Genomic DNA, 25,631 nt, shown 5'->3' on the forward strand with positions numbered 1-25,631 from the left:
TTACCGGACAGCTTCAAGCAAGGTGTCCATCAGCGATTGCGTGATTTCGAGGATCGCGGCAGCCGCTTCATAGGCACTTTCAAGATTGGCCATTGTCAGGGCCTCTTCGTCGGTATTGACGCCATACTGATTGGAAAAACTTTCAACCAGATCGCTATAGGACGTGCTGGCGACACTGGCTTTGGTTTCGGCACTTGAAGCCTGTTGGGCAACATCAGACAGTATTTCCGACGCGTAATCCGAAAGCGTCGTTTTGGTACTGCCAAGGTTCCCGGCCGCATCGAAACTGACATTCGTATCAAAAACATTCGCCAGCGCCTCGGCCACATCCGAGCTTCCCGACGAAATCACACTGTCGCCAACGGCCAAAGCAGCGTCATTCGATCCCGATCCGGTTGGCACCAGACTGGAATCTGCAAGCCACGCGGCATTCACCGAAATATCGTCGGCCCCGGTTCCTGTGAACATGTCGTTCAGACCGAAATAGTCGGAAAAGCCCTGCGCATCTGCCCCAACCTCGGCATCCATATTGACAATCGAAACACCGTAATCATCGTCGGAACTGGCAATCGTTAACGTGCCATCGGCATTTACCGTCGCCGTCATGTTGGCAGATGCATTGATCTGATCGACCAGATCCTGAACCGTCGTCACCGTCGTCAGATCAATATCAAGGATTTCAGTCGCGTTGCCATCCTCGTCCGTCGCCACCAACCGCACGGTACCCGTTCCCGAAAAGGCATCCGTCAATGCCGTTGTCTCGCTTGATGTCAGCTCGGTCGGGCCGGGATAGGATGTGCCGAGATTGGTGACGGCATTGATGCTGTCCATCAGGGTCACGGCCAGCGCATCAAGCTCGTCCTGAATGCCCGGCAGGGTTTCGTCGCGCAAATCGATCAGCCCACCCAGCTCACCACCGCTGATATCATCCGAGATCGACTTGCCGTTCACCGTAATGTCACCAAATACTGTATCGGCATTGACCGTACCGACGGCATTATATTCAAGTTCCTGCACTTGGCTTCCGACGACAAGCGTGCCACCGATATAGACCTGCGTCTGGTTTGACGAACTGGTGTAATAGGTCACGTCAACCAATTCGGACAGTTCCTGAATGGCAACCGCACGTGCATCTTCAAGTTCACTGGAAGCCAGTGTCGTTCCATCCGTTCCGGTCAATTGCTCGTTATAGGACTGAATTTCATTCAGAAGCGAATTGATCTGATCAATCGTATCCTCGATCGACTGATCGGCTGCCGCCCGCTGATCCTGCACACTGGCTGAAAGGCTGTTAAGCTCGCTTGCGATCTGTTCCGCGTCGGTCAGAACCAGCGACTTGGCCGACTGGCTGTCCGCACTAGCGGCAAGGGATGCAATTGATGTTTCAAGATCGGTAATCAGGGTCGATATCGCGTCATCATCGCCAACTGATCCGAAATTGCTTGAAACGATTTCAAGCGGGTCGGCAAACACGGATGCATATCCACTTTCCGACGCGGCTTCGTTGATCGCCTTGATCAGATAACTGTCAACGCTTGATCCCACCGAAGTGACCGAAACGCCCACAGCCGATCCACCGCTGACATTGCTGGCCAGACTGGTCGACTTGGTTGTGTATCCTTCGACCGACGCATTGGCGATGTTGTTCGAAGATACGGCAATCCCGGTCTGACTTGATTGCAATGCGCTGAATGCAGCAGATTGGGCAGCACGGATCGACATTTTTCTGACCTGTCAGTTGTCAAAAGTGCAGTTACATCTTCAAATTCAGAATGGCGCGTGTCGATTTGCCGTGCAGATCACCATCGCGGTCATATGAAGTTGCCTGATCACCTGCCGTTGCAGCCCAACCGGCACGAATACGTTTCAGGCAGGCATCACGCTTGGCCATAAGGCGGATATTATTGCGATCAAGCTTATTGCGAAGACTACGCACCAACTCAAAATTGATGATCTGGCCAGCAAGCGGATTTTCCGGATCAATCTGTTTCTGGGCACGCAGTTCGGACTTCAGTGCATCTTCCAGCAGAGTCTTTTCCGCCGTGATATCGGGCAAAAGGTCATACTGACCCTGTTCAAGGATCCGCCATTCGACATCGAGAAGTTCTTCGAGACGCGCAATGATCTGCGTGACGGCGTCGCTATCATTTGGAAGTGCCAAAGCCATTGCTGTCATAACCTCAATTCCCCTTGCATCACGACTTAGTTCACTGCCGAAATGAGCGTGTCATACATATCGCTGGTCGTTGAAACGACTTGTGCCGCCGCCGAATAGGCCTGCTGTGCGATGATCATTTTGGAAAACTGGCTGGTGGTATCGACCGTTGAACTTTCCAGCGAATAATCCGCAAGCGTCCCGGTCCCGCCGTCACCCGGGGTTTTCAGCACGTAGCTTCCCGATGTGTTGCTTTCCTTGTAAACGGTGTCGCTATAGGCAGTCAGACCATCCGCATTCGCAAAGTCCGCCAGTACGATCTGATAAACCGGTTCGCTTTCACCATTCTCATAGGTGACCGAAACAACCCCGTCGTCCGAGATCGATATCTCCGCGATCTCGCTGTAGTTTGAACCGTTCTGACCGACAGAATACAGCGTCATGTCGCCATCTTCCTCGTCCGAAGCAAACTGCTGCAAGCCGTCATCGTCGCCCGCCGTTCCGAGATCGGAAACAATCGTGCTGTCATTGGCACCCGTCGTCCAGCCGGTGATGGTCAATGTAGCGCTGTCCGTTACATCGGTGTTACCGGCATCCGTGATCGCCGACAGATTGCCGTCACCGTCAAAGGTAATAGTCAACGGTCCACCCGATGACGTACCGGTAACCGTTGTCCCGTCCGATGTCAGAACCGGATCAGAATAGGTCAGTTCCCATTCGTTCGCTGCGGTCTTCTCATAAGTGTAAGTCACCGTATGACTGGTTCCGAGACTATCAAAAACCTCGACATCGACGGAAAATACATCGCCAACGGCCGCATCTGCCGGAAGATTGGCGACCATCGAAACTTCAGTCGTGGCTTCGGCCGTACCGGTCAGGTCTTCAAGATTGATGGTGGTCAAAGCCGACGTACTTGTCGGGACAGTTCCACTTGCCGGATTGCCATCATCATCCAGGGCATAACCCATGAGGTAATAGCCCGAACTGTTGACCAGGTTTCCTTCGGAATCCGTATCGAAATCGCCGGCGCGCGTATAGTAGACGTCGCCATTGGCATCGGTCACGACAAAAAAACCATCACCCGAAATCGCCAGACTGGTCGCTGTATCATCTGCCTGAATCAGTCCTTGCGAGCTGATATTAGTCTGGGTCGATGTCGTCACACCGTTCGAATAGCCGGTCGTTGTCGAACCGGGGGTCGTTACCAGTGACGAGAAGGATGTCGAACTGTCCTTATAACCGACAGTCTCGCTGTTGCTGATATTGCCCGAAATCACACCAAGCGATGTTGATTGCGCATTCAGCCCCAGAACGGCGGAATTCAGTGCACTGCTTAAGCTCATGACCTTGATCCTTCACTTCAGGAAACTGTTTGCGTGCCCTGAACGCCCGAGATCGAAACATCGACCCCGTTGACATACAGCACGGCTTCATCGCCGGTCAGGTCGATTGCCGACACCACACCGGTCATCAGAGTTTCGGAATCAACGGAATTTCCATCCGCATCGGTCGCCTCGACCGAAAGGGTATAGGTGCCCGACGTCAGCGTGCTACCGCCACCAGTCGTCCCGTCCCAGGTGAAATTATTCGCCCCCTCGGCACCGGTCACTGTCGTCTCATAGACGACATTTCCATCTTCATCGGTGATTTCGATGCTGACATTCGATGCATCATCATCAAGAACGAAATACCATTCGACCTCGCCATCTTCGAGCGGCGCGGTGTCCCCGACTGCGACAATATCGGTACCAAGATAGGACTGCGCCGCACTGTTATCGATCACGCCCTGCAAGGTCAGAAGCGATTCCGAAAGATCGGACAGCAAAGCATTATTCTGTTCAGCCAGTTCGAGCTGCTCGAAGGTTGCCAGCTGCGTGGTCATCTCCGACACATCTTCGGGATCGGTCGGATCCTGATTCTGAAGTGTCGTCAGCATCAGCGTCATATAGGTTTCGTAGGTCGAGCTTTCGCTCGTACTCGACGAGGTCGATGTGCTTGACGATGACGTCGTCGAAGCCGTCAGGTTATCGTATGTCAGGCCGCTGAGGTAACTCATCACCGCCTCCATAAAGCGAACATTGATCGGGTCTATGTTCGTTTCACGCTGGACGACGGAAAAACTGGCGCAGCAAATTCATTTTTTTGAATAATAAATCCAAAAACAAAAAGGGAGTGCCCAAGCACTCCCTTGTGATCACACGCCGTTCAGTTGACGTCGATGTTATCGCGGTGGCGGCGGCGGTCCCGGACGATGCAACGCCAATTCAGCCCGATCTTTGGGCGACAAGCGGACCGCGACATTGGCCATATGATTCAGGATACGACCGATATCATCACCGATACCGTTTTTCATTCTGCCAAAGACGTCGCGAATCTCGGCGTCCGTTGCGTCGTCACGCAACAAAACCTCGCGCAGTTCCCTGAATTTTTTCAGATCGTCGCGGCGCTTCACCAAATCCTTTATCACGGGCGCGAACTCGGCATCAAAAACTGCCTGCCCGTCAGGACTGAGCTTTTCGCGCACATCGGCAAGCATACGAACACCTGGTGGTCGGTCATTATCTTGCCCCGGCATCGGTGGCGGAGCCCCCAGAAAACTGTGAAGGATCGTGCTGCCTGCGGCAATACTTCCGGCAATCGTCCCGATCAGGAACAGGTTCAGCGCAAGCGAGGCCCACAAAAACTTTCGGGTGGCATTCGGTTTGCGACGATCATCAAAAACCATCATTCCCGCCCCTTTTGCGTGTTATCGCCATTCAAACCAATTCCCATGCCTTGCGACGCCTCGTCAAAAACGTGATTTTCCAACGCCTGCACCATCGGCATTTCGGTTGCCTGGACGTCAGTGTGAATTGCCTGTTCCGACGTAAACACAACGCCGACAACAAAACCGAACATGACACACAGCACCATCCCGCAGGCTGATGCAAAGGTCGCGGAATAGCGCAGCAATGCCCGCGATGACTTGACCCGGATACCTGATTTTGCTCGTACCGGGTCTGTCGGTCCTGCCATACCGCTCACCGGATTTGGCGCTTTTTCGGATGGATATGCCCGTCGTTGTGGAGCGGGATCGTCCCCGTGCTCTGCCATTTGCGGCTCGGCACTATGTCCGGGACGTTCGTCGCTAAAGGAAAAGACATCGCTTTTGGCGTCGTGGCGCCGTGGTTCGGTTGCGATTTCTTCGGCCTCAATTGCCGCGAATATATCATCAATCGCGCGATGCTTGCCCATCGGCAACGGATCATCAGCCAGAAAATCTTCAACAGATTTCAGGGACCGGAGCAATTCTGCTGCTTCGTCATTCCGGGCAACGAAAATGTTGGCCTCATGGCGAAGCGGCTCGGGCCAGGACGATATGTCCCATCCATACTGATCCAGCAATTCTTCAAATTTCTCGATCTTCACAGCACACCGCTTTTTTCTAGGACGAACCTACCTGTTCGAACGCAACTGAAGTTAACGATCTATCCCATCGCTTTCAACTCTTCACGCAGTCGCTTGCGTGCCCTTTTTAATAATGATTCCATCGCATTGACGGAAACACCCATAATCGCGGCCGCTTCTTGGTTCGACAGCTCGCGGTCATAAAACAGATTGATGGCAATTTGTTGTTGCTCTGACAGCAGCTTGATCGCACTTCGAAGCCGTTTGAATTCCTGATGTTGTGCCAATTGTTCAACCGGTGACATCGCATCATCCGGCATGCTTTCAAGATCGCTGCCGTCCACGAATTGCGGTTTGCGTTTCAGGTCGATTACCCGGTTAACCGCAACCCGATACAGCCAGGTTTTGAAACTGGCACCCTCAGGACGCCATTTTTCCCGGTGCAGCCAGACCCGGACAAAAACATCCTGTGCCGCGTCCTCTGCATCGCCAGCGGTCAGCCCCATGCGCCGCGCGATCCCAATGATCCCACGATAGTATCGTTCAACAAGCACGCGATAGGCGCGCTTGTCGCTCCGAACCATCAGGGCCACAAGGTCCTGATCAGCAAGTTCCGACAGGGCAGCCGTCTGCTTTGCCGCCTCGGAGGCTTGCGATCCCGATGTCATTTCGCGACGGATGCCTACACTCAACTGCCCCTCACAACACCTGTTCCACGATATGACGGGTCCCGCGAACCTGTTGTGGCCCGACGGACTGCGGATTGACCGATTTGAAACTTTCCCACTGTTTTGCCAGTGCTTCGAGGTTCCGGTCCACTATTTCATAACGTTCCTCAAGCGGTGTTTTCCGCCCGTTTCGAGCCAGAAGTTTTATCATCCGTGCATAGAATGCATACAGATCACGGGATAATTCCGGTGCTGACTTCGGCGCGACAACTGCCTGCAATGCTCGCAATCGATTGACCGCAATTGCCTTTTCCTGACGTTCAAGATCGAAATGTTTTTCTTCACGGTATTGTTTGGCCGCCCGCAGATGCTGGCGCGTACGGGTGATGGCGATCACCATCATCGCAAGGGGTGACGTCGTGCGCAATGCATTGTTGTATTGTGCGCTGGCACCGGCAAAACGATAAGCCTGTTGTGCAGTCGCCTGTGAATTCTTAGTCATCTTCACCCCACAAGGCTTCAAGTTGTTCGCGCAGCAGCTGAAGCTGATACATCTTGGTTTCCAGCGCCGAGTAGCGTTCTGTCAGATCTTCGGCATAAGCCTCGGCAGCGGTTGTTACCTCGTCGATTTCATCCTCAAGATCGGATGTCTGTTCTTCGAGCCGATCGATCCGGGCGGAAATCAGGCCATCCGAACTGTTGGTATATTTGTCGAGCGCATTGACCATTTCATTGGCAAGTCCGCTGGAAATCGTGACATCGACACTTTCGGAACTGTCACCGCCGAAATACAGCTCGACACCTTCATAGACCGACCCTTGAGCCCCGATGACATTGTTGCCGCTGATGGTGAACAGACTGGAATCACCGCCGACACTGGCCGACGTGATATTGCCGTCGGCATCAACCGCAATATCGATGGTAAAGGTGCCGGTATAGGTACCATCGGCTTCTGACACCAGCAGGTTGTCCGAACCAGTATCGGTCGACAGTGAAAACAGATCGGCAACCTCGTCAAAATTCGAAACCAGCGCATCTTCAAGTGTCTCGGAATCAATAACCAGATAGTTGCTTTCATCAAAGGTGATGCCGATCGATGACAGGGACGCATATGTGTCGCTGTCATCGGTAAAGGACAGCGCGTCATAAACCGACGAAACAACAGAACTTAAAAGTGAATCGCCAAACAGGACCGCATCCTCGCTCGCTCCTTCACCGGCCTCATAGGCCTGGTTGGTGATGACGAAACTGCGCAGTTCATTATATGCGGTAACAAAAGCCTCGATCGCATCATAGACCGAGCTCGCATCCTCATCGATTTCAAGCGTGATTTCCGTGCCTGCTTCCTCGGCATACAGATAAAGCGTGACACCATCAATCACGTCATCAACCGTGTTGCTGCTGCGCGTTACCTCGACCCCATCGACAGAAAAGATCGCCTGATCGGCTGCTACCAGTTCGTTGGCATAACTACCATCGGCATTGATCAGACCCAGCGATGCTGCAATCGTGGTATCGGCTCCGTCTGTATCAAAGGTGATCTCCTGCCCGGTATCAATGGCCGATAGCACCAACATATATTCATCGTCGGATACCTGAAGCACACTGGCGCGTACACCGGTTGCACTGCTCTGGTCATTGATGGCATCCGCAATATCGTCAAGCGACATGTCACCGGATATCTCGATATCCGTCGCAGTATAATCATCCCCGGCCACAAGACTGAGGGTACCTGAAAGGCCTGCCGACGCCGACGCATCGGCATAGGTGTCGCCGCCCAATTTGTGAGCAGTCGCCATCTGTTTGATTTCAATCGTATAACTGCCAACAGCAGCCTCATCGTCTACCAGAACACCCAGCACATCAGATGCAGTGGTGTTGGCATCCGACGATGACAGATAGGCCGATTTACCGACCCAGACATCGTCGCGCAGGCTTTCAAGCTCGGCCGATGCCGTCAGCGCCTCGGCAGCATCTTCCAGCGCTTCCAGCAAGTCCTGCAGATCTTCAAACGCCGCAATTTCAAGTTCAAGCTCATCAACCTCTGCCTCGATGGTGTCGGCGACTTCCATCTTCACATTATAGGCGTCTTCAACCAGTTGGGCCGTATCAAGGTCGGTCAGCCCCGAAACATAGGACGAGGATACGTAGCTCGACGAAGTAGACGAATTGACGGTCGACATCCTGCCCTCCCTTTCATGCGACACGAAACAAAACAGGGCCACCCGGCGGCTCTAAAACCGGATGACCCCACGCCGAGTTAGCTCAGCAAACGCGAGAGCTTCTCGAGATTTTCGTTGGAAACCGACAGAGCCTGGATGGCAGAATCCATCTTCACACCAAGTTCCGTCTGTTCAGCACTCAGTTCCGCGATATCGGCATCCATATAGACGCTCATTGCGGCTTCAAGGTTTGTCTGTGCGGTTTCGATGTTGCCGGACGCATAATCAAACCGCGACATCAGCGCACCGACCGTTGCGCGGCCAGAAGAAACGGTCGTAACAGCCGCCTCGATTGCCGTCAGCTCGGTCGCTGCATTGGTCGAGGACGTCAAATCACCGGCCAGGCCAAGGCTTGCTGCGTCATAGGCCTGTGCAGACAGGTCAACGGCAATTGCAGCAACACTTGAATCGGCCGAAACGGTGAAGTTCTCGTTATAGGTGCCGTCCAGCAGTGAAGTATCGAAATAGGTCGTCGAGTTGACGATAGAATCAACCTGTGCAACCAGTTCCTGATATTCCGCGTCAAGATAGGCACGTTCCGTATCGGTCACCGAACCCGAAGATGCTTCGGATGCCAGTTCATACATACGTTCAAGAATATCGCCGATTTCCGAAAGACCGCCGTCAGCGGTTTCAAGAATGGCCGTTGCGACTTCGGCGTTATCACCAGCCTGTTCCCAGGCGGCATAGTCAACAGACATCGCAGTATAAACCGCGAGACCCGCAGCATCATCCGATGCAGAGTTGATCGACTTGCCGCTCGACATTGCCGTCAGAACAGAAGTCATCTCGTCAGTGGTCTTGTTCAGGTTCGACACTGCCAGTGTCGCCGACATATTGGTGTTAATGCTCGCCATTTTCTGGATCTCCTATATGGAAGAATGGAACTGACATACCTGCCAACCGACCAAAACGGGCCGGTATCCATATCCACGCAGACAAGCGGCAAAACTGGCGATGCATTTGGCGTTTTTTTTCCGCACTTGCCGAAACCTGCCCCAAAATGACTGTTTTCAGCGTTTCCCAAGCGAAATTATTTGCGTTTCCGACATTAAAAAAGGCCGCCGTTGTGGCGACCTTTGCAGTGACTATCGGGTTGAGTCTAATGGCGCTTGGGATCGTGAATATTGCGCCAGTAAAGCGTGATATCCTTTTCAGGTTTGCCAAAAAGATACCCTTGCGCATAGTCGAAACCGACCTTTGTCACCATTTCACGCATGGCATCGGTTTCGATCATTTCCGCCACGACCTCGACCTTCAGTTCATGACACAGATCAACCAGCGACTTCATGAACGCACGACCTTTGGATGATTTCAGGGACTGGCGGATTGATTCCCCGTCGATCTTGACATAATCGACATCGAGCGCACTCAGATACCGGAAATTCGATGCCCCGGTACCGAAATCATCCAGACAAATCTCAACCCCGAAATCCCGAAAACGTGTGATCCAGGTCGAAGCCGTATCGATGTCGGTAATTTCAGCCGTTTCGGTGATCTCGATCATCAGCTGCCCCATCGTATCGCGATTACGTTCAAAAAGAGCAATTACCGACCGGCAGAAATCGGGGTTTTCAATACTGTGCCCTGAAACGTTCACCGCAACGCGGGCATCAATACCCTCGTCCAGCTGATTGCGTATCCATTTCAGCGTCCGGCGCATCATAGCCAGATCCAACCTGTGGATCATATTGACCTGTTCGGCAAAAGTGATCAGACGATCCGTTGGAATCAGCTTGCCTTCGTCATCATAAAAACGTGCAAGAACCTCGAAATGGTGAATTTCCGCAGATGGCAATCGCACGATCGGCTGATAAACCGCATCGAATTTCAGCCGATCGACCCGCATTCCGAAATCGCGCATGGCCGAGAATGTATCATTTACCAGATTGGGGGCCTGTCCGATCAGGCGGGAGAATGTGAACCCGTGCTCCTGCCGGTCGCAGAACCGGCGGATGGAATAAAGCACCCCACGCGCCAGATCGCCCGGCGGGATCATCTCGGCGGTGAAATCGGTAACAGATGTCGAAATATCCACACCCTTGCCCGACGGATCGGCATCCCGTGCACAGTCGGCAATCCGGTTTTCAAGTTCGCCAACCGGCACGTCCGGCCTGTGTAACATGCCAAACTGGTTGCCATTCAGGCGACCCGCAGTATCCCCGGCAACGGAGTGCGCACGCAGAAACGCACCTATACTGGCCAGCATTTCATCACGTTCGATTTGCTCCATGCGTTTACACAATGGATCAAACGCATTCAGCGTCATCAGGGTAAATTTATGTTCTGCACCGGTTTCGCGTTGCGCCATCAGACGTTCGGTCACCACCCGGGAAAGACTTTCCTCGTCCATCAGGCCGGTTGCATCATCGCGCTTGATCGATCGCGCCACATCATGAGGCAATGTGTTGATCGCAACGCGCAGGGCGACAAAAAAATGATCGCCAAGATCGGGAAGGAAATAACCGCTCATGGAGACCGGGGCGCTTAGCTGTTCGTCCGGGCGAATAAACCGCACCTGGATGTTGTCCATCCGGCCACGACGGCGCGCCACATACAACATTTCCTGAACCAGCGGTCTGAATTGCGGGGCCAGCACGGACTGCAGGGTATGGCCCTCAAGATCGGCTGCCGACCGGCCAATCATTCCATCTGCCGCACCGGATGCGAACACGATCCTCAGATCGTCATCCAGTTCCAGCAGAAGATCCCCCCACACAAACGCAAGTGCTGCGAAGCGGTTTCGTTCGTTGCGCAGTTCCGTCGTGCGACTTTTGAGAAGCTTTTCCAAAGGGTCCTCTTGAGCTGCCTCGAAATCCTTGCGCCTTCCTGCCCCCAATTCAGGAAGTCACATCATCCGCAAAGACGAATTCGCCTATCATCTGCATGGCACCCTTAATAACGCCTTTACAGCACCAGCAGATTTCGAACCTGGCGAACATATTTCCGGGTGCATCATGCTCCGTAAACCGGAACATCCCCCTTGGCACCGTCACGTTCCGAACGCAGATTGATTATATCTTTGTTCGGGCGGGGCTTTTTAAACCCCAAACCCGAATTATTCGAGCCTGAAATGATTGCAAAAACCGCATGCCTACAATGATGCACTGCAAAATACATCGCCCTGCCTTTGCAAACCGGCTGTAATCCCATAAGAAAGAACAGCCGAAAGCGTAATGACCACCGTCTGAATTCTCGTCGCCACTGCACACAACCGGATTGATTCAACATGCCGCCGATCGTTTCTGCTGCCACCGCCATGCCGCGCATTGCGCCCGACAATGTCCTGATCTTTGATCTCGACAACACGCTTTATCCGTCGGCATGTGACCTGTTTTCGCAGGTATCCAATCTGATCGGCCAGTATGTGCGCGACACATTGCACCTTCCGGCGGACGAGGCCTATGTCATCCAGAAAAGCTATTTTCATCGCTATGGCACAACGCTGCGTGGTCTGATGACCGAACATAATATTGATCCCGCGGACTACCTGAACAAGGTTCACAATATTGATCTGTCAGTGGTCGATCCTGCACCGGAGCTGGCAGCAGCATTGAATGCACTGCCCTGCCGCAAGGTGATTTTCACCAATGCATCACGTGGACATGCTGAACGGGTGATGGACCGCCTTGGCATTGCCAGCCATTTTGAAACCATCTTTGACATCGTTGATGCCGACTATATCCCCAAGCCTGAACGCCAGCCCTATGATCGGCTTCTTGCGCGTGATGCGATTGATCCGGCACGCGCGATCTATTTCGAAGACATGGCCAAAAACCTGCTTCCGGCCAAGGATATGGGCATGACCACCGTCTGGGTCCACACGGACGAGGAATGGGCGCAGGCCGGAAGCGATGATCCCCGGATTGATCACCAAACCGACAATCTGGTGCATTTCTTGCGCAAACTGGCCATCAGTCCGGTATAAAACCGTTCGCGAGCGAATTTGTCATGGTTCCAAGATTGAGCTTGCCCTCATGATCGGGTAATTCTTTCGCGGGTCAGGATCAGGGAACCCCTAAGTAAACTGGCGGAGTTGACTTCACCACAGGCTTTGACCATTCTCCGCCCGACATGAAATTAAAGCTGACCGCAAGGACTTCTGAAAATGGACAGAACAGAACTTGAAGGCGTGATCAACGTCGCTTGGGAAAACCGCGACGAAATCAGCTCTGCCACACAGGGTGAAATCCGCAAGGCCGTCGACCAGACGCTTGCCGCACTTGATAGCGGTAAACTGCGTGTTGCTGAAAAAACCGATGGCAAGTGGGTTGTCAATCAGTGGGCCAAGAAGGCGGTTCTTCTGTCCTTCCGTCTCAATGACATGACCACCATTTCCGGCGGCCCCGGCGAAAACACCAACTGGTGGGACAAGGTCCCGTCGAAATTTGAAGGGTGGGGCGAGGCCGAATTCAAAAATGCCGGTTTCCGCGCCGTACCGGGCAGCATCGTGCGCCGTTCTGCCTATGTCGCACCGGGTACCGTTCTGATGCCGAGCTTTGTGAACCTTGGTGCCTATGTTGATACTGGCGTCATGGTTGATACCTGGGCAACCGTCGGCTCCTGCGCACAGATCGGTAAAAACGTTCATCTTTCGGGTGGTGCGGGTATCGGTGGCGTCCTTGAACCACTGCAGGCCGGTCCGGTCATTATCGAAGACAACGCCTTTATCGGGGCGCGTTCGGAAATCGTTGAAGGTGTGATCGTCGAAGAAGGTGCCGTGATTTCGATGGGTGTGTTCATCGGTGCATCGACCAAGATCATTGACCGCACCACCGGCGAAACCTTTGTCGGCCGTGTCCCGGCCTATTCGGTTGTGGTTCCGGGCAGCATTCCGGGCAAACCGTTGCCCGATGGCAAGCCGGGGCCAAGCCTGTATTGCGCGGTTATCATCAAACGTGTGGATGAAAAAACCCGTTCGAAAACCTCGATCAACGAATTGCTGCGTGACTGATTTCTGTCACCCGATTTGCCAATGATTTATAAGGGGCGAGGCGGAAAACCGTTTCGCTCCTTTTTTGCTCGTCAAATGTTTCCAGTGAAACATTGATAATGGGATGCAAATCCTCGTCCATCATCACGAAGCCAAGAGAATATCAAATGCCCACCGCCCTTGACCTTGCCCAGTCCCTGATCCGCTGCCCGTCCGTCACGCCTGCGGATGCCGGTGCCCTTGATGTATTGCAGGCTGCCCTTGAAGCACGCGGCTTTGACTGCAAACGCAAAGTCTTTCACGAAGACGGCTGGGATAGCATCGACAACCTTTATGCCCGACTGGGCACCAAAGGGCGCAATTTCTGTTTTGCTGGACATACTGACGTAGTTCCGGCAGGCGATGCCGCAGCATGGACAGTTGATCCATTTGGTGGCGAAATCAAGGATGGCCGTCTGTTTGGGCGCGGCGCGGTTGATATGAAAACCAATATTGCCTGTTTCGTTGAATCCGTTGATGCCTTTTTGGCAGCCCATCCCGATTTTGACGAGAGCATAAGCTTCCTGATTACCGGTGATGAAGAAGCCGATGCGGTGAACGGCACGATCAAGCTTCTCGACTGGTGTGACAAACATGGCGAGAAACTTGATGTCTGCCTTCTGGGGGAACCGACCAATCCAACTTATCTGGGCGAGATGATGAAAGTCGGTCGCCGCGGTTCCATTACCGGCTGGCTAACGATCTATGGCGCGCAGGGGCATGTTGCCTATCCGCATCTGGCCGATAATCCTGTACCACGCATGTTAAAGGTCCTTAATGCCCTTACCACGCACGAACTCGATAAAGGCACTCCGCATTTCCAGCCAAGCAATCTGGAAGTCACCACCGTCGATGCCGGAAATCCCGCGACCAACGTGGTGCCGTCGAAGGTCAGTGCCGCATTTAATATCCGTTTCAACGACCTGCATCAGGGTGTCGATCTCGAGAAATGGATCCGCGAAACCTGTGCCGCATATGCCGGTGCTCATGACCTTAAAGTCAAGATTTCCGGCGAGGCGTTTGTATCCGAGCCCGGCAAGCTTGCTGCCCTGATTTCCGATGCCTCGGAAAAGATCACGGGCCATCGACCGGATATGAGCACCACGGGCGGCACATCGGATGCCCGCTTTATCCACAAATATTGCGAAGTCGTGGAATTCGGTCTGGTCGGACAAAGCATGCACAAGGTCGACGAGCATGCCATGGTCGAAGACATTGAAAAACTGGTCGTGATTTACGCCGATATTCTTTCAGGGTACTTTGCGAAAGTCTGATAAAGGCCGGACAGATTTAAACGGATCGGGGGATCAGGGAAATGTCAGAAACACCAAAGGCAGCAACCAGTTCAATTCGGATTGCCAAAGGTGACATTGTCCCGAAAATCGTCCTACCCGACACCGCGGGACAACCGACCGACCTGACCGATCAGCTGATCGCGGGAAACACACTTGCGCTTTGGTTGCTAGATGACAAACCGACCAAGGAAACATGGCAGGAAATCGACCGGTTTCTTGATCAGGTCACGGGTTGCGAAACTCTGACTTTTCTGATCATCGGTGGCAAGAAAAGCCCTAGGAAAGCCGCGAAATCAAACGCCAAAGCAACGGAGCTTTATGACGCGGAAAACGCGGTCAAAAAGCTGTTTGGCGTTACTGGTTCCTCAATGCTTCTGATCGATCCAAATCATCGGCTGGTGTTCAATGCATCGTTTGCGGATGTTGATGACGGCATTGACGTCTGCAAGGCAATTCACGCCGCAAGTAAATCCGATGTGGTCAATCGTCAGGCGCCGGTGATGTTGCTGCACGACATTTTGGAACCTGAACTCTGCGATGCCCTGATCACCTATTGGGAGGCCGGGGAAAAACGGGCGGACGGCGTGTCCCAAGGGGCAGCAAACAGCAGCACGGCAAAATCCGATATCAAGAAACGCAACGATGTTGTCCTTTTGGATGAAATGCTGTTCGAGAAAGTCAAAACCCGTATCGTTACGCGCGTCATTCCGGAACTGTTCAAGGCCTTCCAGTTCAGAACGGCCAGCATGGAAGCCCTGCGGATCGGATGTTATGACGCAGCCGATCAGGGCCATTTTGGCCGCCATCGGGATAACCGCACTGCGTTTACAGCTCATCGGCGATTTGCCGTATCACTAAACCTGAACCCGATCACATATGAAGGCGGGCAGGTCCGTTTTCCGGAATATGGCCGCAGTCTTTATGCACCACCTGCCGGAGGTGCCGTGATCTTTTCCTGTTCGCTGCTGCATGAAGCAATGCCGGTCACCCAAGGCCGCCGGTTCGGAATTTTCACCTTCCTGACCGACGAGGCCGGCGCAATCGCGGAACAAAAAATGATCGCCCAACGCCAAGGCCAGATCGCCCCACTTGCGATGAAACGCTGATCGGCTGATCGATCGTTAGATAGGGCTTTCAGCGGATTGGCGCACAGCATTCCCCACGCTTTCTTGTGGTGATTTGAGCCGCGGCACGGTTTTTCGCACGGAGTTCAGGATCAGCTCGGCCGTTTCGTCATCAACAGCCCTGCCAAGCACCATCGCCCCAACCATCATCGACAGCATCGCGGTTGCATTGATGCGGTGTTCCTTACCGATTTCATCAAGTGGCGGACTTTCAAACCAGGCATTGGCTTCTTCGCGGGTCATCGGTGCCATGCCCCGTTCCTCAAGGGCCAGTTTCGCGGCAAGCTTGCCGCATGCCCCGCGAATAACCTTGGAAAAAGCCTTCTGTGCACGTTCGCCCGAACGGGCAACTTCGGTTGAGAGTGTTGGTAATGCACACCCCTTTCCGGGGTGATGCAGATGCTGATTGGACAGATAAAGCTCAGCGAAGGTAGTGGTCCAATCAAGTCCGAATTTTTCGGCCTTGCGCAAACGCGACAGAACCGGTTCGCCAAGAAGATCAATGCCGCTTTCGACGGTAGCGACAAACAGGTCCTCCTTGTTTTTGAAATGGGCATAAAACCCACCGCGCGTGAGCCCGGCATCAGCCATCACCTGATCAATGGTAACATTCTCATAGCCGACCGTTTTGAAAAGCTTGGCCGCCGAGCGGATGATTTTTTGTCGCGTCTTTGGCTTGTGGTCCGGACTGTAAGGCATGCTTTGGCTCCAATCTGTGTGGCTGGAAACAAGGCTCGCACATTTTTAAAATATGTTCTTGAACATATTATGTGGTCCGCAATCCTGTTGGCAAGTTTCGCGCATCAAAGCCCTGTTTTGGTTTCATGCGCGTATCACAGATGCAAAGGATTTTGCGATGTCCGAGGTGATTATTTACGGCATGCCGCGCAGCAGCCTGTCGCGCACTGTCCGGATTGCCTGTATCGAGAAAGAGATTTCGTTCGCGTTTCGCACCAAGGGCATTCAAACCCCCGGCTCATCCCCTACGCCCGAATTGCTGCGTTTCAATCCGTTTGGCAAGGTACCGGTTTTGGTACATGACAGTCTGGTACTGTACGAAACAGCCGCGATCTGCCGATATATTGACGATGCCTTTGACGGACCGCTGTTACGCCCCGTGCGTCATGACAAGGTCGCGCATATGGAACAATGGATCAGTGTCGCGCTTACGCGGCTTGATCCGCATATCCTGCGGCAATTTGTCATCCCGATGGTCTTTGCCGATGAAGAACAGCGCAACGATCCGGGCTTTGCCACACGCATGAGCCGCATTGGCGACCTGATTGCCGGCGACCTCAAGGTACTTGATCCGCATTATGCCGATGGCTGGTTGTTCGGTCCGCGCTTTACCATTCCCGATATGCTGATTATGCCGATGATCCAGTATCTGAAAGCAATGCCCGGCGGGCCGGAAATTCTGGCAGAGGTCCCGAATATCAATGCCGCTTTCAACAATTTTCAGGCACGCCATTCAGCCGCCGCAACCGACCCGTTATTACCCGACCGTATTTTGCGATCGGCATAGGAACACAGCACCGTCCTTTTTCTTTTCCCCTGTGCGCTACCTGGATCGCGCATCGGGTCTTGCAGCCGCCCCGATCAGGATGCCCCCATCCGATGACGGGGCGGCTGTTTTTCATCGGCGGATGGAATCAGGGCTTCCACGTGATCGGAACATATCCCGGCAGTGCGGCAATACGGTCAAGCCATGCTTGGATGCCCGGATAGACCGATAGATCAATATCGCCCTCTTCGGCAACGTGGGTGTAGGCGTAAAGGGATATATCAGCGATGGTCAACGCATCACCCACCAGCCAGTTATGCCCCGACAGGCGTTTTTCCATAAGATCGAGCGCCTTTTTCGCACCTGCGCGCTTCATCGGCACGAGAATATCGGCATGTTCGGGCATGCCCTTGATCCCGACCCATGACCGCAAAACGGCAATTGTCGGTTCGTGATCATATTGTTCAAAGAACAGCCATTGCATGACCTCGGTACGTTCCCACGCATCGATCGGTAAATAGGATGTTCCCTCGGCAAGGTGGAGCAAAATCGCATTGCTTTCGACCAGAACCCGACCATTGTCGAATTCCAGCGCCGGGATTTTGCCATTGGCATTGATCCGCGACAGAAATTCGGGCGTGCGGGTTTCACCCTTGGTGATGTCATGCTCGACCAGAGCAAACGGTTTGCCGAGAAGGGTTAACAGCAAACGGATTTTGTAACCATTTCCCGAAGGTAAAAAATCATGAAGGATCATTTCGATATTCCTTTGGCACTTGCAAACAGCAATGGCCGGCCAGCGCAGATAATTGGCGCTGGTCGACTGGCAAACAATCGAATAGTTTTGACCAGACAGTTCAAATTTATTGATCATTATTTCTGATCAAAGGATGTTTCATGGATTCCGATCTGCTTCGAAGTTTTGTTGCGTTTGCCGAATGCGGCAGTTTCAATCGTGCGGCAGACCGGATAGGTCGCACCCCGTCGGCCTTTTCCATGCAGATGAAACGACTGGAAGATATTGTTGGCAATACACTGTTTGAACGAGACGGCCGCAATGTTCTATTGACGGCCGATGGCATCACTTTTGTCGGGTATGCAAGGCGTATGCTGTCTCTGCAGGACGAGGCCATGGGAAAGATGCGCGGGCAGGATAGTAGCCGCCCGATCCGGATCGGATGCCCGGACGATTACACCCAGAAAATCCTGCCGGTGGTACTGCGCGCCATACGCAAGACCCATCCCGATGCCAAATTCTTTATTTCCGTCAATCCGACGATATTGCTCCACCGGATGCTTGATCAGGGTGAACTTGATGTATCCATCATCAGCCGATCAGAAAAAGGCGAAGAGGGATATTTCCTGCGCCATGAACCCGGTGTCTGGGTTTCGTCGCCGATTCACAAACAACATCTGGCGAACCCGCTGTCGCTTGTTCTGCCTGCCGAAGATTGCAAATTCCATGCTTGGGCGATTGATGCCATTTCAAAGGCGGATCGTCCTTTTACCCTGTTTGCAACGACCAGACAGGCGGCATCGTTACTGCATCTGGTGCGTGACGGACTTGGTGTAGCAGCACTTGCCGCGGCAAGTGTCACGGACGAGTTTCAGATTCTTGAAAGTCGCGACGGTTTCCCGCCATTACCCGCGGTCGGGGTAGCCCTGATGCTGTCGGATGCGTCGCATCCGCTTGTGGATCGGCAGCTTGCCGCAACGATCCAGAGTTTTGTGAGCGAATATATCAATGATGATAACTTGACCATCCGCGCAACCGGCTGATTGAATAGGGGATAGAGAAAAAAGGGTCGCCGGAGTTTCAATAAATGACGAGTTTGGCAGCAAAGGTCGATGCGCTTCTGGCGCAGGAGAAGTGGCACGAAGAACGCAAAGCGCTAAGATCAATCATTCTTGAATGTGGACTGACCGAAGATGTCAAATGGGGCAACCTTTGCTACACGTTCGAGGGTAGCAATATCCTGATGATTTACGGGATGAAGGATGATTGTGCGCTTGGATTTTTCAAGGGTGCACTGATGGATGATCCAGAGGATATCCTTGCCAAACCGGGCGAAAATTCGCAGGCCATGCGCCGCATTCATTTCGCTTCGGTTCCGGAAATCACTGCCAAAGAAAACATTCTGAAGGCCTACATAAAGGCAGCAATCGCCGTGGAGAAATCGGGACTCAAGATCGAGTTCAGCGAAAAGAACAAGCTTGAACTTCCGGCAGAGCTTCTGAAAAAATTTGCCGAAAATCCGGATCTAGGACGTGCTTTCAATGCGCTGACACCTGGTCGGCAACGGGGATACAACCTTCATTTTTCCGGTGCCAAACAATCGGCCACGCGCACATCCCGAATCGAGAAATGTATGCCGCGCATTATGGAAGGGAAAGGCCTTCAGGATCGTTAGTCATAACAAGATGACTTGACCGGACAACGGGCAAACTGTTTGGATGCGCGTCCTGCAACCACCTTAACCTTATTGGATGCCATGACCACCAAAGCGCGCCTGAATATCTGCACGACCTGCACTGCTTCCTCGGCCGAGGGAGCTACCGATCCCCGTCATGGCCGGGAACTGTTTGATAAAATGGTCGAAAGCTGTGCCAAGCAAGATATGCCATTTGATATCAGAGCCGTCGAATGCCTGACCAATTGCAAATCGGGCTGCTCAGTTGCGCTTAGCGGGCCGGGTAAATGGGGATATGTTTATGGCAATCTTGATACCGGCATGATCGATGATCTTTGCGAACTCGGCCGTCGCTATGCCGGGACAAATGACGGTATCGTACCATGGCGTGAACGACCTGAAAGTCTGCGTCGCAACGTTATCGCGCGCATTCCGCCGCTAGACTGAATATCATGAAATTCACCGCGGAAAGATCAGGGTTTGGAAAGGTTCTGATGCAATTCGCGCCAGTTCTTCGCAATATTTCCACTGGTGTGCAGAACGCGAATCAGGTCATTGAACTCGTTGACCGGGATCACCGATTTTTCTGACATCACAGAAACCAGATCATAGCTTGAATCGGGTTTTGGCCCGATGAATACCTGATCAGCGAGTTCAGGCTGCGCCTGAAAGGTTCGGGCAAGAAATCCTGCGGAAACGATACCAACATCGCCAGAACCAGACAGCAATTCTTCCAGTACCTGCTGTTCGTTGTAAAGCAACGAAACATTGAAATTGTCGCGAAGATAATCCGGGTTGGAATTGAAGCCGGAAAATCCATAATGGAAACCCAGCACGCACAGAATATTGCGCGAGGTTACCTCGTCGAACCAGCTTGGCCCGGGAATGTCCCTTCGCCTTGCGACATACAGGTCATGTTCCGTCACGATCGGATCGGAAAACACAACATTCTGATCGTCCCATTCCCAATCGGAACTTTCGAGCAGAACCATATCGAACATGCCCGCAGCCAGATCTCTGTATCGACGGCGCGAGGACGTTTCGACAAGTTGAAAAAAATAGGTTGATTGGATCGCGTTCAGAGCCGCGATCAGTTCGGGCGCAAATCCGGCTGGTTTATCGCCGTCAAAAAAATAGACAACGCCATATTCATAGCTGCCTACCCTGACATTTATCGGATCCTTTGCTTTGGCATCTGCTGAAAAGGCGATCGCCAAACATGCCGATCCCATCAGATTGCCAAACCACCGAAACACTTGCTTCATCCGAAGACTTATCCTTTCTCCCACCCGTTTATTGACCGAGATGCAACGGCATTCCAAACCATCACAGTACGGTGAATACTTCTCTATATGCGTCCTTCGCACCAGTTTTCCAGAAGGTAGCGCGCAATAGAAATGGGACGGGGAAGATTGACGCCTTTTTCCGGCAGGGCGGCAACCTCGTCGCGATGCACCCACATCGCGAATTCAATTTCCTTTTCATCAATGACGATGTCGGTCGTTTCTGCCTCGGCGATAAAGCCAAGCATCAAGGACCCGGGGAAAGGCCATGGTTGAGATGCAATATAGCGTGCACGCTTGATGCGTATCCCGACTTCTTCGAACACTTCGCGCGCAACGGCCTGTTCAAGCGTTTCTCCCGGTTCGACAAACCCGGCAAGCACGGAAACGGTACCGGGGAGGAATTGCGGGGAACGTGCCAGCAAGACATGGTCATTGTGATGGATCAGCATGATCACCGCCGGATCAGTCCGCGGAAAATGCGGGGTACCGCACTCCGGGTTACTGCATTGCAGGCGGTAACCGGCTTCCATCACCTGATTGGGATGCCCGCATACACCGCAAAACTGATGTTTCTGATGCCAGTTGAAAATGGCGCGGGCCTGGGCCGCAAGGGCGGCCTCGTCTTCGGAAAGAGCTGCCATACGGCTACGCATATCGCCAAACCCACCACCCAATCGACGAATGGCATCATCGCGATCAGAAATGATTGGCGCGATATCAATCGCGATGACGGCCTCTCCGCCATGTCGACCGATATAAATCCAATTTGCCCGTTCGATTTCAAGATCAAGATACGGCAAGGCGGGACCTCCGACGACAACAAGCTCGTGCTCGTTCATGTCTTCGGGCCACGCAAACAAAGGGTCGCCAGCATGGCAGATCAGAATTTTAACGCTTTCCTCGGCCAGCAGCAGTTCACGCCAGTTTTCCCGGGTGCGCAACCGGGCATCGCGATCCAGATCGGTTGCTTCGTAAAACAGCCTGTCCATTTCGGGGCAATTCCTTGTTTGGTGCCGCCAGAAACGGGACCGAGTCCCGGTATTCGACATGGCGGATCAACATATTCAAGTGACGGGCACCGACATTAGCGCGACCAAACCCGCCATCAAAGCCACGATCACGCGATTTATCAAAAAATCAAAGCCGGGCCTTGCGTTTTATGGTTCCTTGCGCGATATAGGGGGCGAGAGGCTGGCCGCGGACGGACCGCTCGCCAACCCGGTCAGGACCGGAAGGTAGCAGCCGTAACGAGTTTTTCCGGGTCGCGGTTCAGTCTCTCACCCTTTGCATCCCCCAAAATCACACGTTTCCGCCATGCTTTGCAGCATCCCGCCTGCCATGGAATTTTGTGTGGGAAATTTCCCACTTGGTCTTTCCCATGCGGGGACGAAGCTGCTAAAACCAAAGCACATTGAAACATGCCGGACCGGATGAATGACGGATCAGATCGACAGCACCGAAACGTCAGCACCAGAAACGCCCGAGGCTGAGGCGCCAGAGCTTGATATGGAACAGGAACCCGCCGCGGCGGCACCCGCCTCTGCGCCTGCCGCAAAGGCCGAAGAAGCGCCCAAAAGCGAATATCAGGTTCTTGCCCGTAAATACCGCCCGAAAACCTTTGACGAGCTGATCGGTCACGGGCCGATGGTCAAGACGCTGTCGAACGCGCTTGAAAGCGGTCGTCTGGCGCATGCCTTTGTTCTGACCGGGGTGCGCGGGATCGGTAAAACCACCACCGCCCGTATCATTGCGCGCGCGCTGAACTGCATCGGGCCGGATGGTAAAGGCAATGCCACCATCGAGCCATGCGGTGTTTGCGAACATTGCCGCGCGATTGCCGAAGACCGTCATGTCGACGTTCTGGAAATGGACGCCGCGTCACGTACCGGTGTTGACGATATTCGCGAACTGATCGAAGGCGTCCGTTATCGCCCGACATCGGCGCGCTACAAGATTTACATCATCGACGAAGTGCACATGCTGTCGAAAAGTGCGTTCAACGCGCTTTTGAAAACGCTGGAAGAACCGCCAGAGCATGTGAAATTCATCTTTGCGACCACCGAAATCCGCAAAATTCCGATTACGGTCCTATCGCGTTGCCAGCGTTTCGATTTGCGCCGGGTTCAGACCGACGAACTGGCCGCCCATTACAAACGCATCGCCGACCTTGAACATGCCGATATCGAGGACGAGGCGCTTGCCCTGATTGCACGCGCCGCCGACGGATCGGTTCGCGACGGCATGAGCCTTCTGGATCAGGCGATTTCGCATGGTGCAGGCAAAGTCACGACCCAGCAGGTCCGCGATATGCTGGGCCTGTCCGACAGGTCGCGGATTTTTGATCTGTTTGATCAGACGATGAAGGGCGAGATCAACGAAGCACTGGAATTGCTGGGTGCGCAATATGCGCTAGGCGGCGATCCGGCGGTGATGTTGCAGGATATGCTTGATCTGACCCATTGGCTGACACGTGTGAAGCTGTCGCCCGAGGCGGCAAATGATCCCGGCGTATCGCAGATAGAACGCGACCGCGGCAAGGAAATCGCTGCCAAGCTTGCCATGCCGCAGCTGACCCGTGCCTGGCAGATGCTGCTTAAAGGGCTGGAAGAAACACGTATCGCGCCAAGCCCGATCCAAGCCGCTGAAATGATCCTGATCCGGCTGGCTTATGCCGCCGAAATGCCGCCCCCGGGCGATCTGATCAAGAAACTGCGCAGTGATCTGAACAAATCCGGTAATGCCCCGCAAGGCGGTGGCGGCGGCAATGGTGGCGGCGGACCAGGGCCGCGCATGCAGGTGGTTAATGGCGGTGGTGCGGCAGTTGCCCATGCCCGCCCCGATCCACTGGGCGAACCCGAACAGGCCCCGCAACAGGCTTATGCCAAGCTGCCCGAAACCTTTGCCGAAGTTGCCGAATTGCTGTCGAAAGAGCGCGAGACAACCGCGCTTGCGATCCAGCTTAAAAATTATATGCATCTGGTGAAATATGAACCGGGTCGCATTGAATTCCGTCCTGCGCGGGGTGCGCGTGCGGATTTGGCAAGCCAGTTGATCAAGACCCTGAACAATCTGACCGGTCATCGCTGGATGGTCAGCGTTTCGGAACGCGAAGAAGGTGCGCCGACGCTTAAGGAACAGGAACTTGAGGACCTTGAACAGCGCAAGGCGGATGCTTCGCTTGATCCGCTGGTCAAGGCGATCCTTGATGGGTTACCCAAGGCAAAAATCGTTGCCGTCCATCTGCCACCGGGACAGGAAGAAACCGAGGGCGAGCAGGACGAAAGCGGTTCCGTTTACGATGATGCGTTTTATCTCGAAGGAGACGACGAGCTATGAAGAACCTTGCAGGGATGCTGAAACAGGCCCAGCAAATGCAGTCCAAAATGCAGGAAATGCAGGAAGGACTTGTGGCACTTGAAATCGAAGGCCAGTCCGGGGCGGGCATGGTCAAGGTCATGCTGAATGGCAAGGGCGAGATGCGCGGCCTGAAACTCGACAAAAGCATTGTCGATCCCGAGGACACCGAAGTCCTCGAAGACCTGATCGTTGCCGCCTATAACGATGCCAAGGTCAAGGTCGAAGCCGCCGTTCAGGACAAGATGAAGGACGTCACCGGCGGGCTCAACCTGCCCGAAGGTTTCAAACTTCCGTTCTGATCGGCAAAACCAATATCAAATTGCGGTCATGCCGCATAAATCAAAGGGTGGCATTGCGCCGCCCTTTGTTTTTGATACAAGCTACCAGAGACACCAATCAAAAGATCAACCGCAAGACGGGACCATCATGAACGGACGGGAAATCGAAAATCTGATCAAGCTTCTGTCACGGCTGCCAGGGCTTGGTCCGCGGTCGGCACGGCGTGCGGTTTTGCAGATGCTCAAAAAACCCGAAACCCTGATGATCCCGTTGTCCCACGCACTGGAAGAAACCGCCAATGCCATGACCAATTGTGGTGTCTGCGGCAATATTGATGTTGTCGATCCGTGCCATATTTGTGCCGACCGCAATCGCACCCGCGACGCGATTTGCGTGGTCGAGGAAGTTCAGGATCTTTGGGCGCTGGAACGTGCCGGGGCGTTCAAGGGGCAATATCATGTTCTGGGCGGGACATTGTCGCCGCTTGATGGGGTCGGGCCGGATGATTTGCGCATCGATCAACTGATCGAACGGGCACATGACGAAGCCGTAACCGAAGTAATCCTTGCCACCAATGCCACGGTCGATGGCCAGACCACCGCACATTACATTACCGAACGCCTGATCGAAACCGGGGTCAAGGTTACGCGTCTGGCGCATGGGGTCCCGGTTGGCGGCGAACTTGATTACCTTGATGACGGCACGCTGGCCGCAGCCCTTCGATCACGCAGCGCAGTTTGATCGCAAACCGTTCATGAAAACAGAAAGGCAGCATTCAATGCTGCCTCAGGATATTGATAAATATACCTTTTCGGTCACGCAGAGCATCGACCGGGAACTTTTTCCGGCTTCTTTGAAAAAAGTTCTTGATTTGTTCTTTTGATTGTGGCATAAAGATAAAGTCAACAGGACAAATGGGTCCGGAGACAAAACCCGCAAAGCGTGATTCGCTTTTGCGGGTTTTTGCGTTT

The 25,631-nt window shown here is 53.5% G+C and carries 27 protein-coding genes and 1 other RNA gene; 12 read left to right on the plus strand and 16 right to left on the minus strand.

Annotated features, from left to right (window positions below; translation table 11 throughout):
- The 11 genes from flgK to AUP42_RS14055 all read right to left on the minus strand — a co-directional run bounded on the left by flgK (nucleotide 1) and on the right by AUP42_RS14055 (nucleotide 11,223).
- Nucleotides 1-1,722 (minus strand): flagellar hook-associated protein FlgK, encoded by a 1,722-nt coding sequence (gene flgK / locus AUP42_RS14005; protein ID WP_062952239.1) that lies wholly within the window; start codon nucleotides 1,720-1,722, stop codon nucleotides 1-3.
- A gap of 31 nt (nucleotides 1,723-1,753) precedes the next feature.
- Nucleotides 1,754-2,176 (minus strand): hypothetical protein, encoded by a 423-nt coding sequence (locus AUP42_RS14010; protein WP_062952240.1) that lies wholly within the window; start codon nucleotides 2,174-2,176, stop codon nucleotides 1,754-1,756.
- A 26-nt stretch (nucleotides 2,177-2,202) separates the two neighbouring features.
- Nucleotides 2,203-3,498, minus strand: coding sequence for a flagellar hook protein FlgE (gene flgE / locus AUP42_RS14015; protein WP_062952241.1), 1,296 nt, complete (start codon nucleotides 3,496-3,498; stop codon nucleotides 2,203-2,205).
- 17 nt (nucleotides 3,499-3,515) lie between these two features.
- A complete protein-coding gene (locus tag AUP42_RS14020) occupies nucleotides 3,516-4,211 on the minus strand; it encodes a flagellar hook assembly protein FlgD (RefSeq protein ID WP_062952242.1) in 696 nt (231 codons plus the stop codon).
- Between the two features lie 165 nt (nucleotides 4,212-4,376).
- Nucleotides 4,377-4,883: a periplasmic heavy metal sensor gene (locus tag AUP42_RS14025; RefSeq protein WP_062952243.1), complete on the minus strand. Its 507-nt coding sequence runs from the start codon at nucleotides 4,881-4,883 to the stop codon at nucleotides 4,377-4,379.
- Entirely contained in the window at nucleotides 4,880-5,563 is a 684-nt protein-coding gene (locus AUP42_RS14030; RefSeq protein ID WP_062952244.1) for a hypothetical protein, read from the minus strand. Before AUP42_RS14030 ends, AUP42_RS14025 begins: the two co-directional genes overlap by 4 nt.
- Before the next feature lie 59 nt (nucleotides 5,564-5,622).
- Nucleotides 5,623-6,234: a sigma-70 family RNA polymerase sigma factor gene (locus tag AUP42_RS14035; protein WP_156484625.1), complete on the minus strand. Its 612-nt coding sequence runs from the start codon at nucleotides 6,232-6,234 to the stop codon at nucleotides 5,623-5,625.
- Between the two features lie 7 nt (nucleotides 6,235-6,241).
- Nucleotides 6,242-6,712, minus strand: a complete 471-nt coding sequence (locus AUP42_RS14040; RefSeq protein WP_062952246.1) for a flagellar protein FliS — start codon at nucleotides 6,710-6,712, stop codon at nucleotides 6,242-6,244.
- A complete protein-coding gene (gene fliD, locus AUP42_RS14045) occupies nucleotides 6,705-8,393 on the minus strand; it encodes a flagellar filament capping protein FliD (protein WP_062952247.1) in 1,689 nt (562 codons plus the stop codon). The genes AUP42_RS14040 and fliD overlap by 8 nt, the downstream gene beginning before the upstream one ends.
- Before the next feature lie 77 nt (nucleotides 8,394-8,470).
- Nucleotides 8,471-9,289 carry a flagellin gene (locus tag AUP42_RS14050; RefSeq protein ID WP_062952248.1) on the minus strand — a complete coding sequence of 273 codons (819 nt, stop codon included), beginning with the start codon at nucleotides 9,287-9,289 and terminating at the stop codon, nucleotides 8,471-8,473.
- Nucleotides 9,290-9,534: 245 nt separating this feature from the next.
- Entirely contained in the window at nucleotides 9,535-11,223 is a 1,689-nt protein-coding gene (locus AUP42_RS14055) for an EAL domain-containing protein (protein ID WP_062952249.1), read from the minus strand.
- A gap of 438 nt (nucleotides 11,224-11,661) precedes the next feature.
- Between AUP42_RS14055 and AUP42_RS14060 the strand changes: the two genes are divergently transcribed.
- The 4 genes from AUP42_RS14060 to AUP42_RS14075 all read left to right on the plus strand — a co-directional run bounded on the left by AUP42_RS14060 (nucleotide 11,662) and on the right by AUP42_RS14075 (nucleotide 15,805).
- Nucleotides 11,662-12,360, plus strand: coding sequence for a pyrimidine 5'-nucleotidase (locus tag AUP42_RS14060; protein WP_062952250.1), 699 nt, complete (start codon nucleotides 11,662-11,664; stop codon nucleotides 12,358-12,360).
- A gap of 180 nt (nucleotides 12,361-12,540) precedes the next feature.
- A complete protein-coding gene (gene dapD / locus AUP42_RS14065; protein WP_062952251.1) occupies nucleotides 12,541-13,386 on the plus strand; it encodes a 2,3,4,5-tetrahydropyridine-2,6-dicarboxylate N-succinyltransferase in 846 nt (281 codons plus the stop codon).
- 146 nt (nucleotides 13,387-13,532) lie between these two features.
- The gene (dapE, locus tag AUP42_RS14070; RefSeq protein ID WP_062952252.1) at nucleotides 13,533-14,678 is read left to right on the plus strand and encodes a succinyl-diaminopimelate desuccinylase; all 1,146 of its coding nucleotides are present in this window, start codon (nucleotides 13,533-13,535) and stop codon (nucleotides 14,676-14,678) included.
- Nucleotides 14,679-14,719: 41 nt separating this feature from the next.
- Nucleotides 14,720-15,805: a 2OG-Fe(II) oxygenase family protein gene (locus AUP42_RS14075; protein ID WP_062952253.1), complete on the plus strand. Its 1,086-nt coding sequence runs from the start codon at nucleotides 14,720-14,722 to the stop codon at nucleotides 15,803-15,805.
- Between the two features lie 15 nt (nucleotides 15,806-15,820).
- Here the strand turns inward: AUP42_RS14075 and AUP42_RS14080 are convergent, their stop codons facing one another.
- Nucleotides 15,821-16,522, minus strand: coding sequence for a TetR/AcrR family transcriptional regulator (locus AUP42_RS14080; protein WP_062952254.1), 702 nt, complete (start codon nucleotides 16,520-16,522; stop codon nucleotides 15,821-15,823).
- Nucleotides 16,523-16,679: 157 nt separating this feature from the next.
- Here AUP42_RS14080 and AUP42_RS14085 point away from each other — a divergent pair, with 157 nt between their 5' ends.
- Complete coding sequence (locus AUP42_RS14085; protein ID WP_062952263.1) at nucleotides 16,680-17,348, plus strand: glutathione S-transferase family protein; 669 nt, start codon at nucleotides 16,680-16,682, stop codon at nucleotides 17,346-17,348.
- A 127-nt stretch (nucleotides 17,349-17,475) separates the two neighbouring features.
- Here the strand turns inward: AUP42_RS14085 and AUP42_RS14090 are convergent, their stop codons facing one another.
- Complete coding sequence (locus AUP42_RS14090; protein ID WP_082824783.1) at nucleotides 17,476-18,084, minus strand: glutathione S-transferase family protein; 609 nt, start codon at nucleotides 18,082-18,084, stop codon at nucleotides 17,476-17,478.
- 140 nt (nucleotides 18,085-18,224) lie between these two features.
- Here AUP42_RS14090 and AUP42_RS14095 point away from each other — a divergent pair, with 140 nt between their 5' ends.
- The 3 genes from AUP42_RS14095 to AUP42_RS14105 all read left to right on the plus strand — a co-directional run bounded on the left by AUP42_RS14095 (nucleotide 18,225) and on the right by AUP42_RS14105 (nucleotide 20,185).
- The gene (locus AUP42_RS14095; protein ID WP_062952255.1) at nucleotides 18,225-19,106 is read left to right on the plus strand and encodes a LysR family transcriptional regulator; all 882 of its coding nucleotides are present in this window, start codon (nucleotides 18,225-18,227) and stop codon (nucleotides 19,104-19,106) included.
- Nucleotides 19,107-19,150: 44 nt separating this feature from the next.
- Nucleotides 19,151-19,738 (plus strand): YdeI/OmpD-associated family protein, encoded by a 588-nt coding sequence (locus AUP42_RS14100; protein WP_062952256.1) that lies wholly within the window; start codon nucleotides 19,151-19,153, stop codon nucleotides 19,736-19,738.
- An 81-nt stretch (nucleotides 19,739-19,819) separates the two neighbouring features.
- On the plus strand, nucleotides 19,820-20,185 hold the full coding sequence (locus tag AUP42_RS14105; protein ID WP_062952265.1) for a DUF1636 family protein: 366 nt from the start codon (nucleotides 19,820-19,822) through the stop codon (nucleotides 20,183-20,185).
- Between the two features lie 26 nt (nucleotides 20,186-20,211).
- Here the strand turns inward: AUP42_RS14105 and AUP42_RS14110 are convergent, their stop codons facing one another.
- Nucleotides 20,212-21,003, minus strand: a complete 792-nt coding sequence (locus AUP42_RS14110; protein WP_062952257.1) for a transporter substrate-binding domain-containing protein — start codon at nucleotides 21,001-21,003, stop codon at nucleotides 20,212-20,214.
- Nucleotides 21,004-21,086: 83 nt separating this feature from the next.
- Nucleotides 21,087-22,013, minus strand: coding sequence for an NAD(+) diphosphatase (gene nudC / locus AUP42_RS14115; protein WP_062952258.1), 927 nt, complete (start codon nucleotides 22,011-22,013; stop codon nucleotides 21,087-21,089).
- A 197-nt stretch (nucleotides 22,014-22,210) separates the two neighbouring features.
- Between nudC and ffs the strand changes: the two genes are divergently transcribed.
- From ffs to recR, 4 genes are all read left to right on the plus strand, one after another.
- An RNA gene (gene ffs, locus AUP42_RS14120) (signal recognition particle sRNA small type) lies at nucleotides 22,211-22,305 on the plus strand.
- A 153-nt stretch (nucleotides 22,306-22,458) separates the two neighbouring features.
- Nucleotides 22,459-24,360 carry a DNA polymerase III subunit gamma/tau gene (locus AUP42_RS14125; protein ID WP_062952259.1) on the plus strand — a complete coding sequence of 634 codons (1,902 nt, stop codon included), beginning with the start codon at nucleotides 22,459-22,461 and terminating at the stop codon, nucleotides 24,358-24,360.
- On the plus strand, nucleotides 24,357-24,680 hold the full coding sequence (locus AUP42_RS14130; RefSeq protein ID WP_007091823.1) for a YbaB/EbfC family nucleoid-associated protein: 324 nt from the start codon (nucleotides 24,357-24,359) through the stop codon (nucleotides 24,678-24,680). The genes AUP42_RS14125 and AUP42_RS14130 overlap by 4 nt, the downstream gene beginning before the upstream one ends.
- A 127-nt stretch (nucleotides 24,681-24,807) precedes the next feature.
- Nucleotides 24,808-25,401 (plus strand): recombination mediator RecR, encoded by a 594-nt coding sequence (gene recR / locus AUP42_RS14135; protein WP_062952266.1) that lies wholly within the window; start codon nucleotides 24,808-24,810, stop codon nucleotides 25,399-25,401.
- A 34-nt stretch (nucleotides 25,402-25,435) separates the two neighbouring features.
- Here the strand turns inward: recR and AUP42_RS21920 are convergent.
- The coding region (locus AUP42_RS21920; RefSeq protein ID WP_231858297.1) for a hypothetical protein at nucleotides 25,436-25,631 on the minus strand (196 nt) is incomplete at its 5' end.

Source organism: Thalassospira lucentensis, assembly GCF_001613805.1.
GTDB classification, from domain to species: domain Bacteria; phylum Pseudomonadota; class Alphaproteobacteria; order Rhodospirillales; family Thalassospiraceae; genus Thalassospira; species Thalassospira lucentensis_A.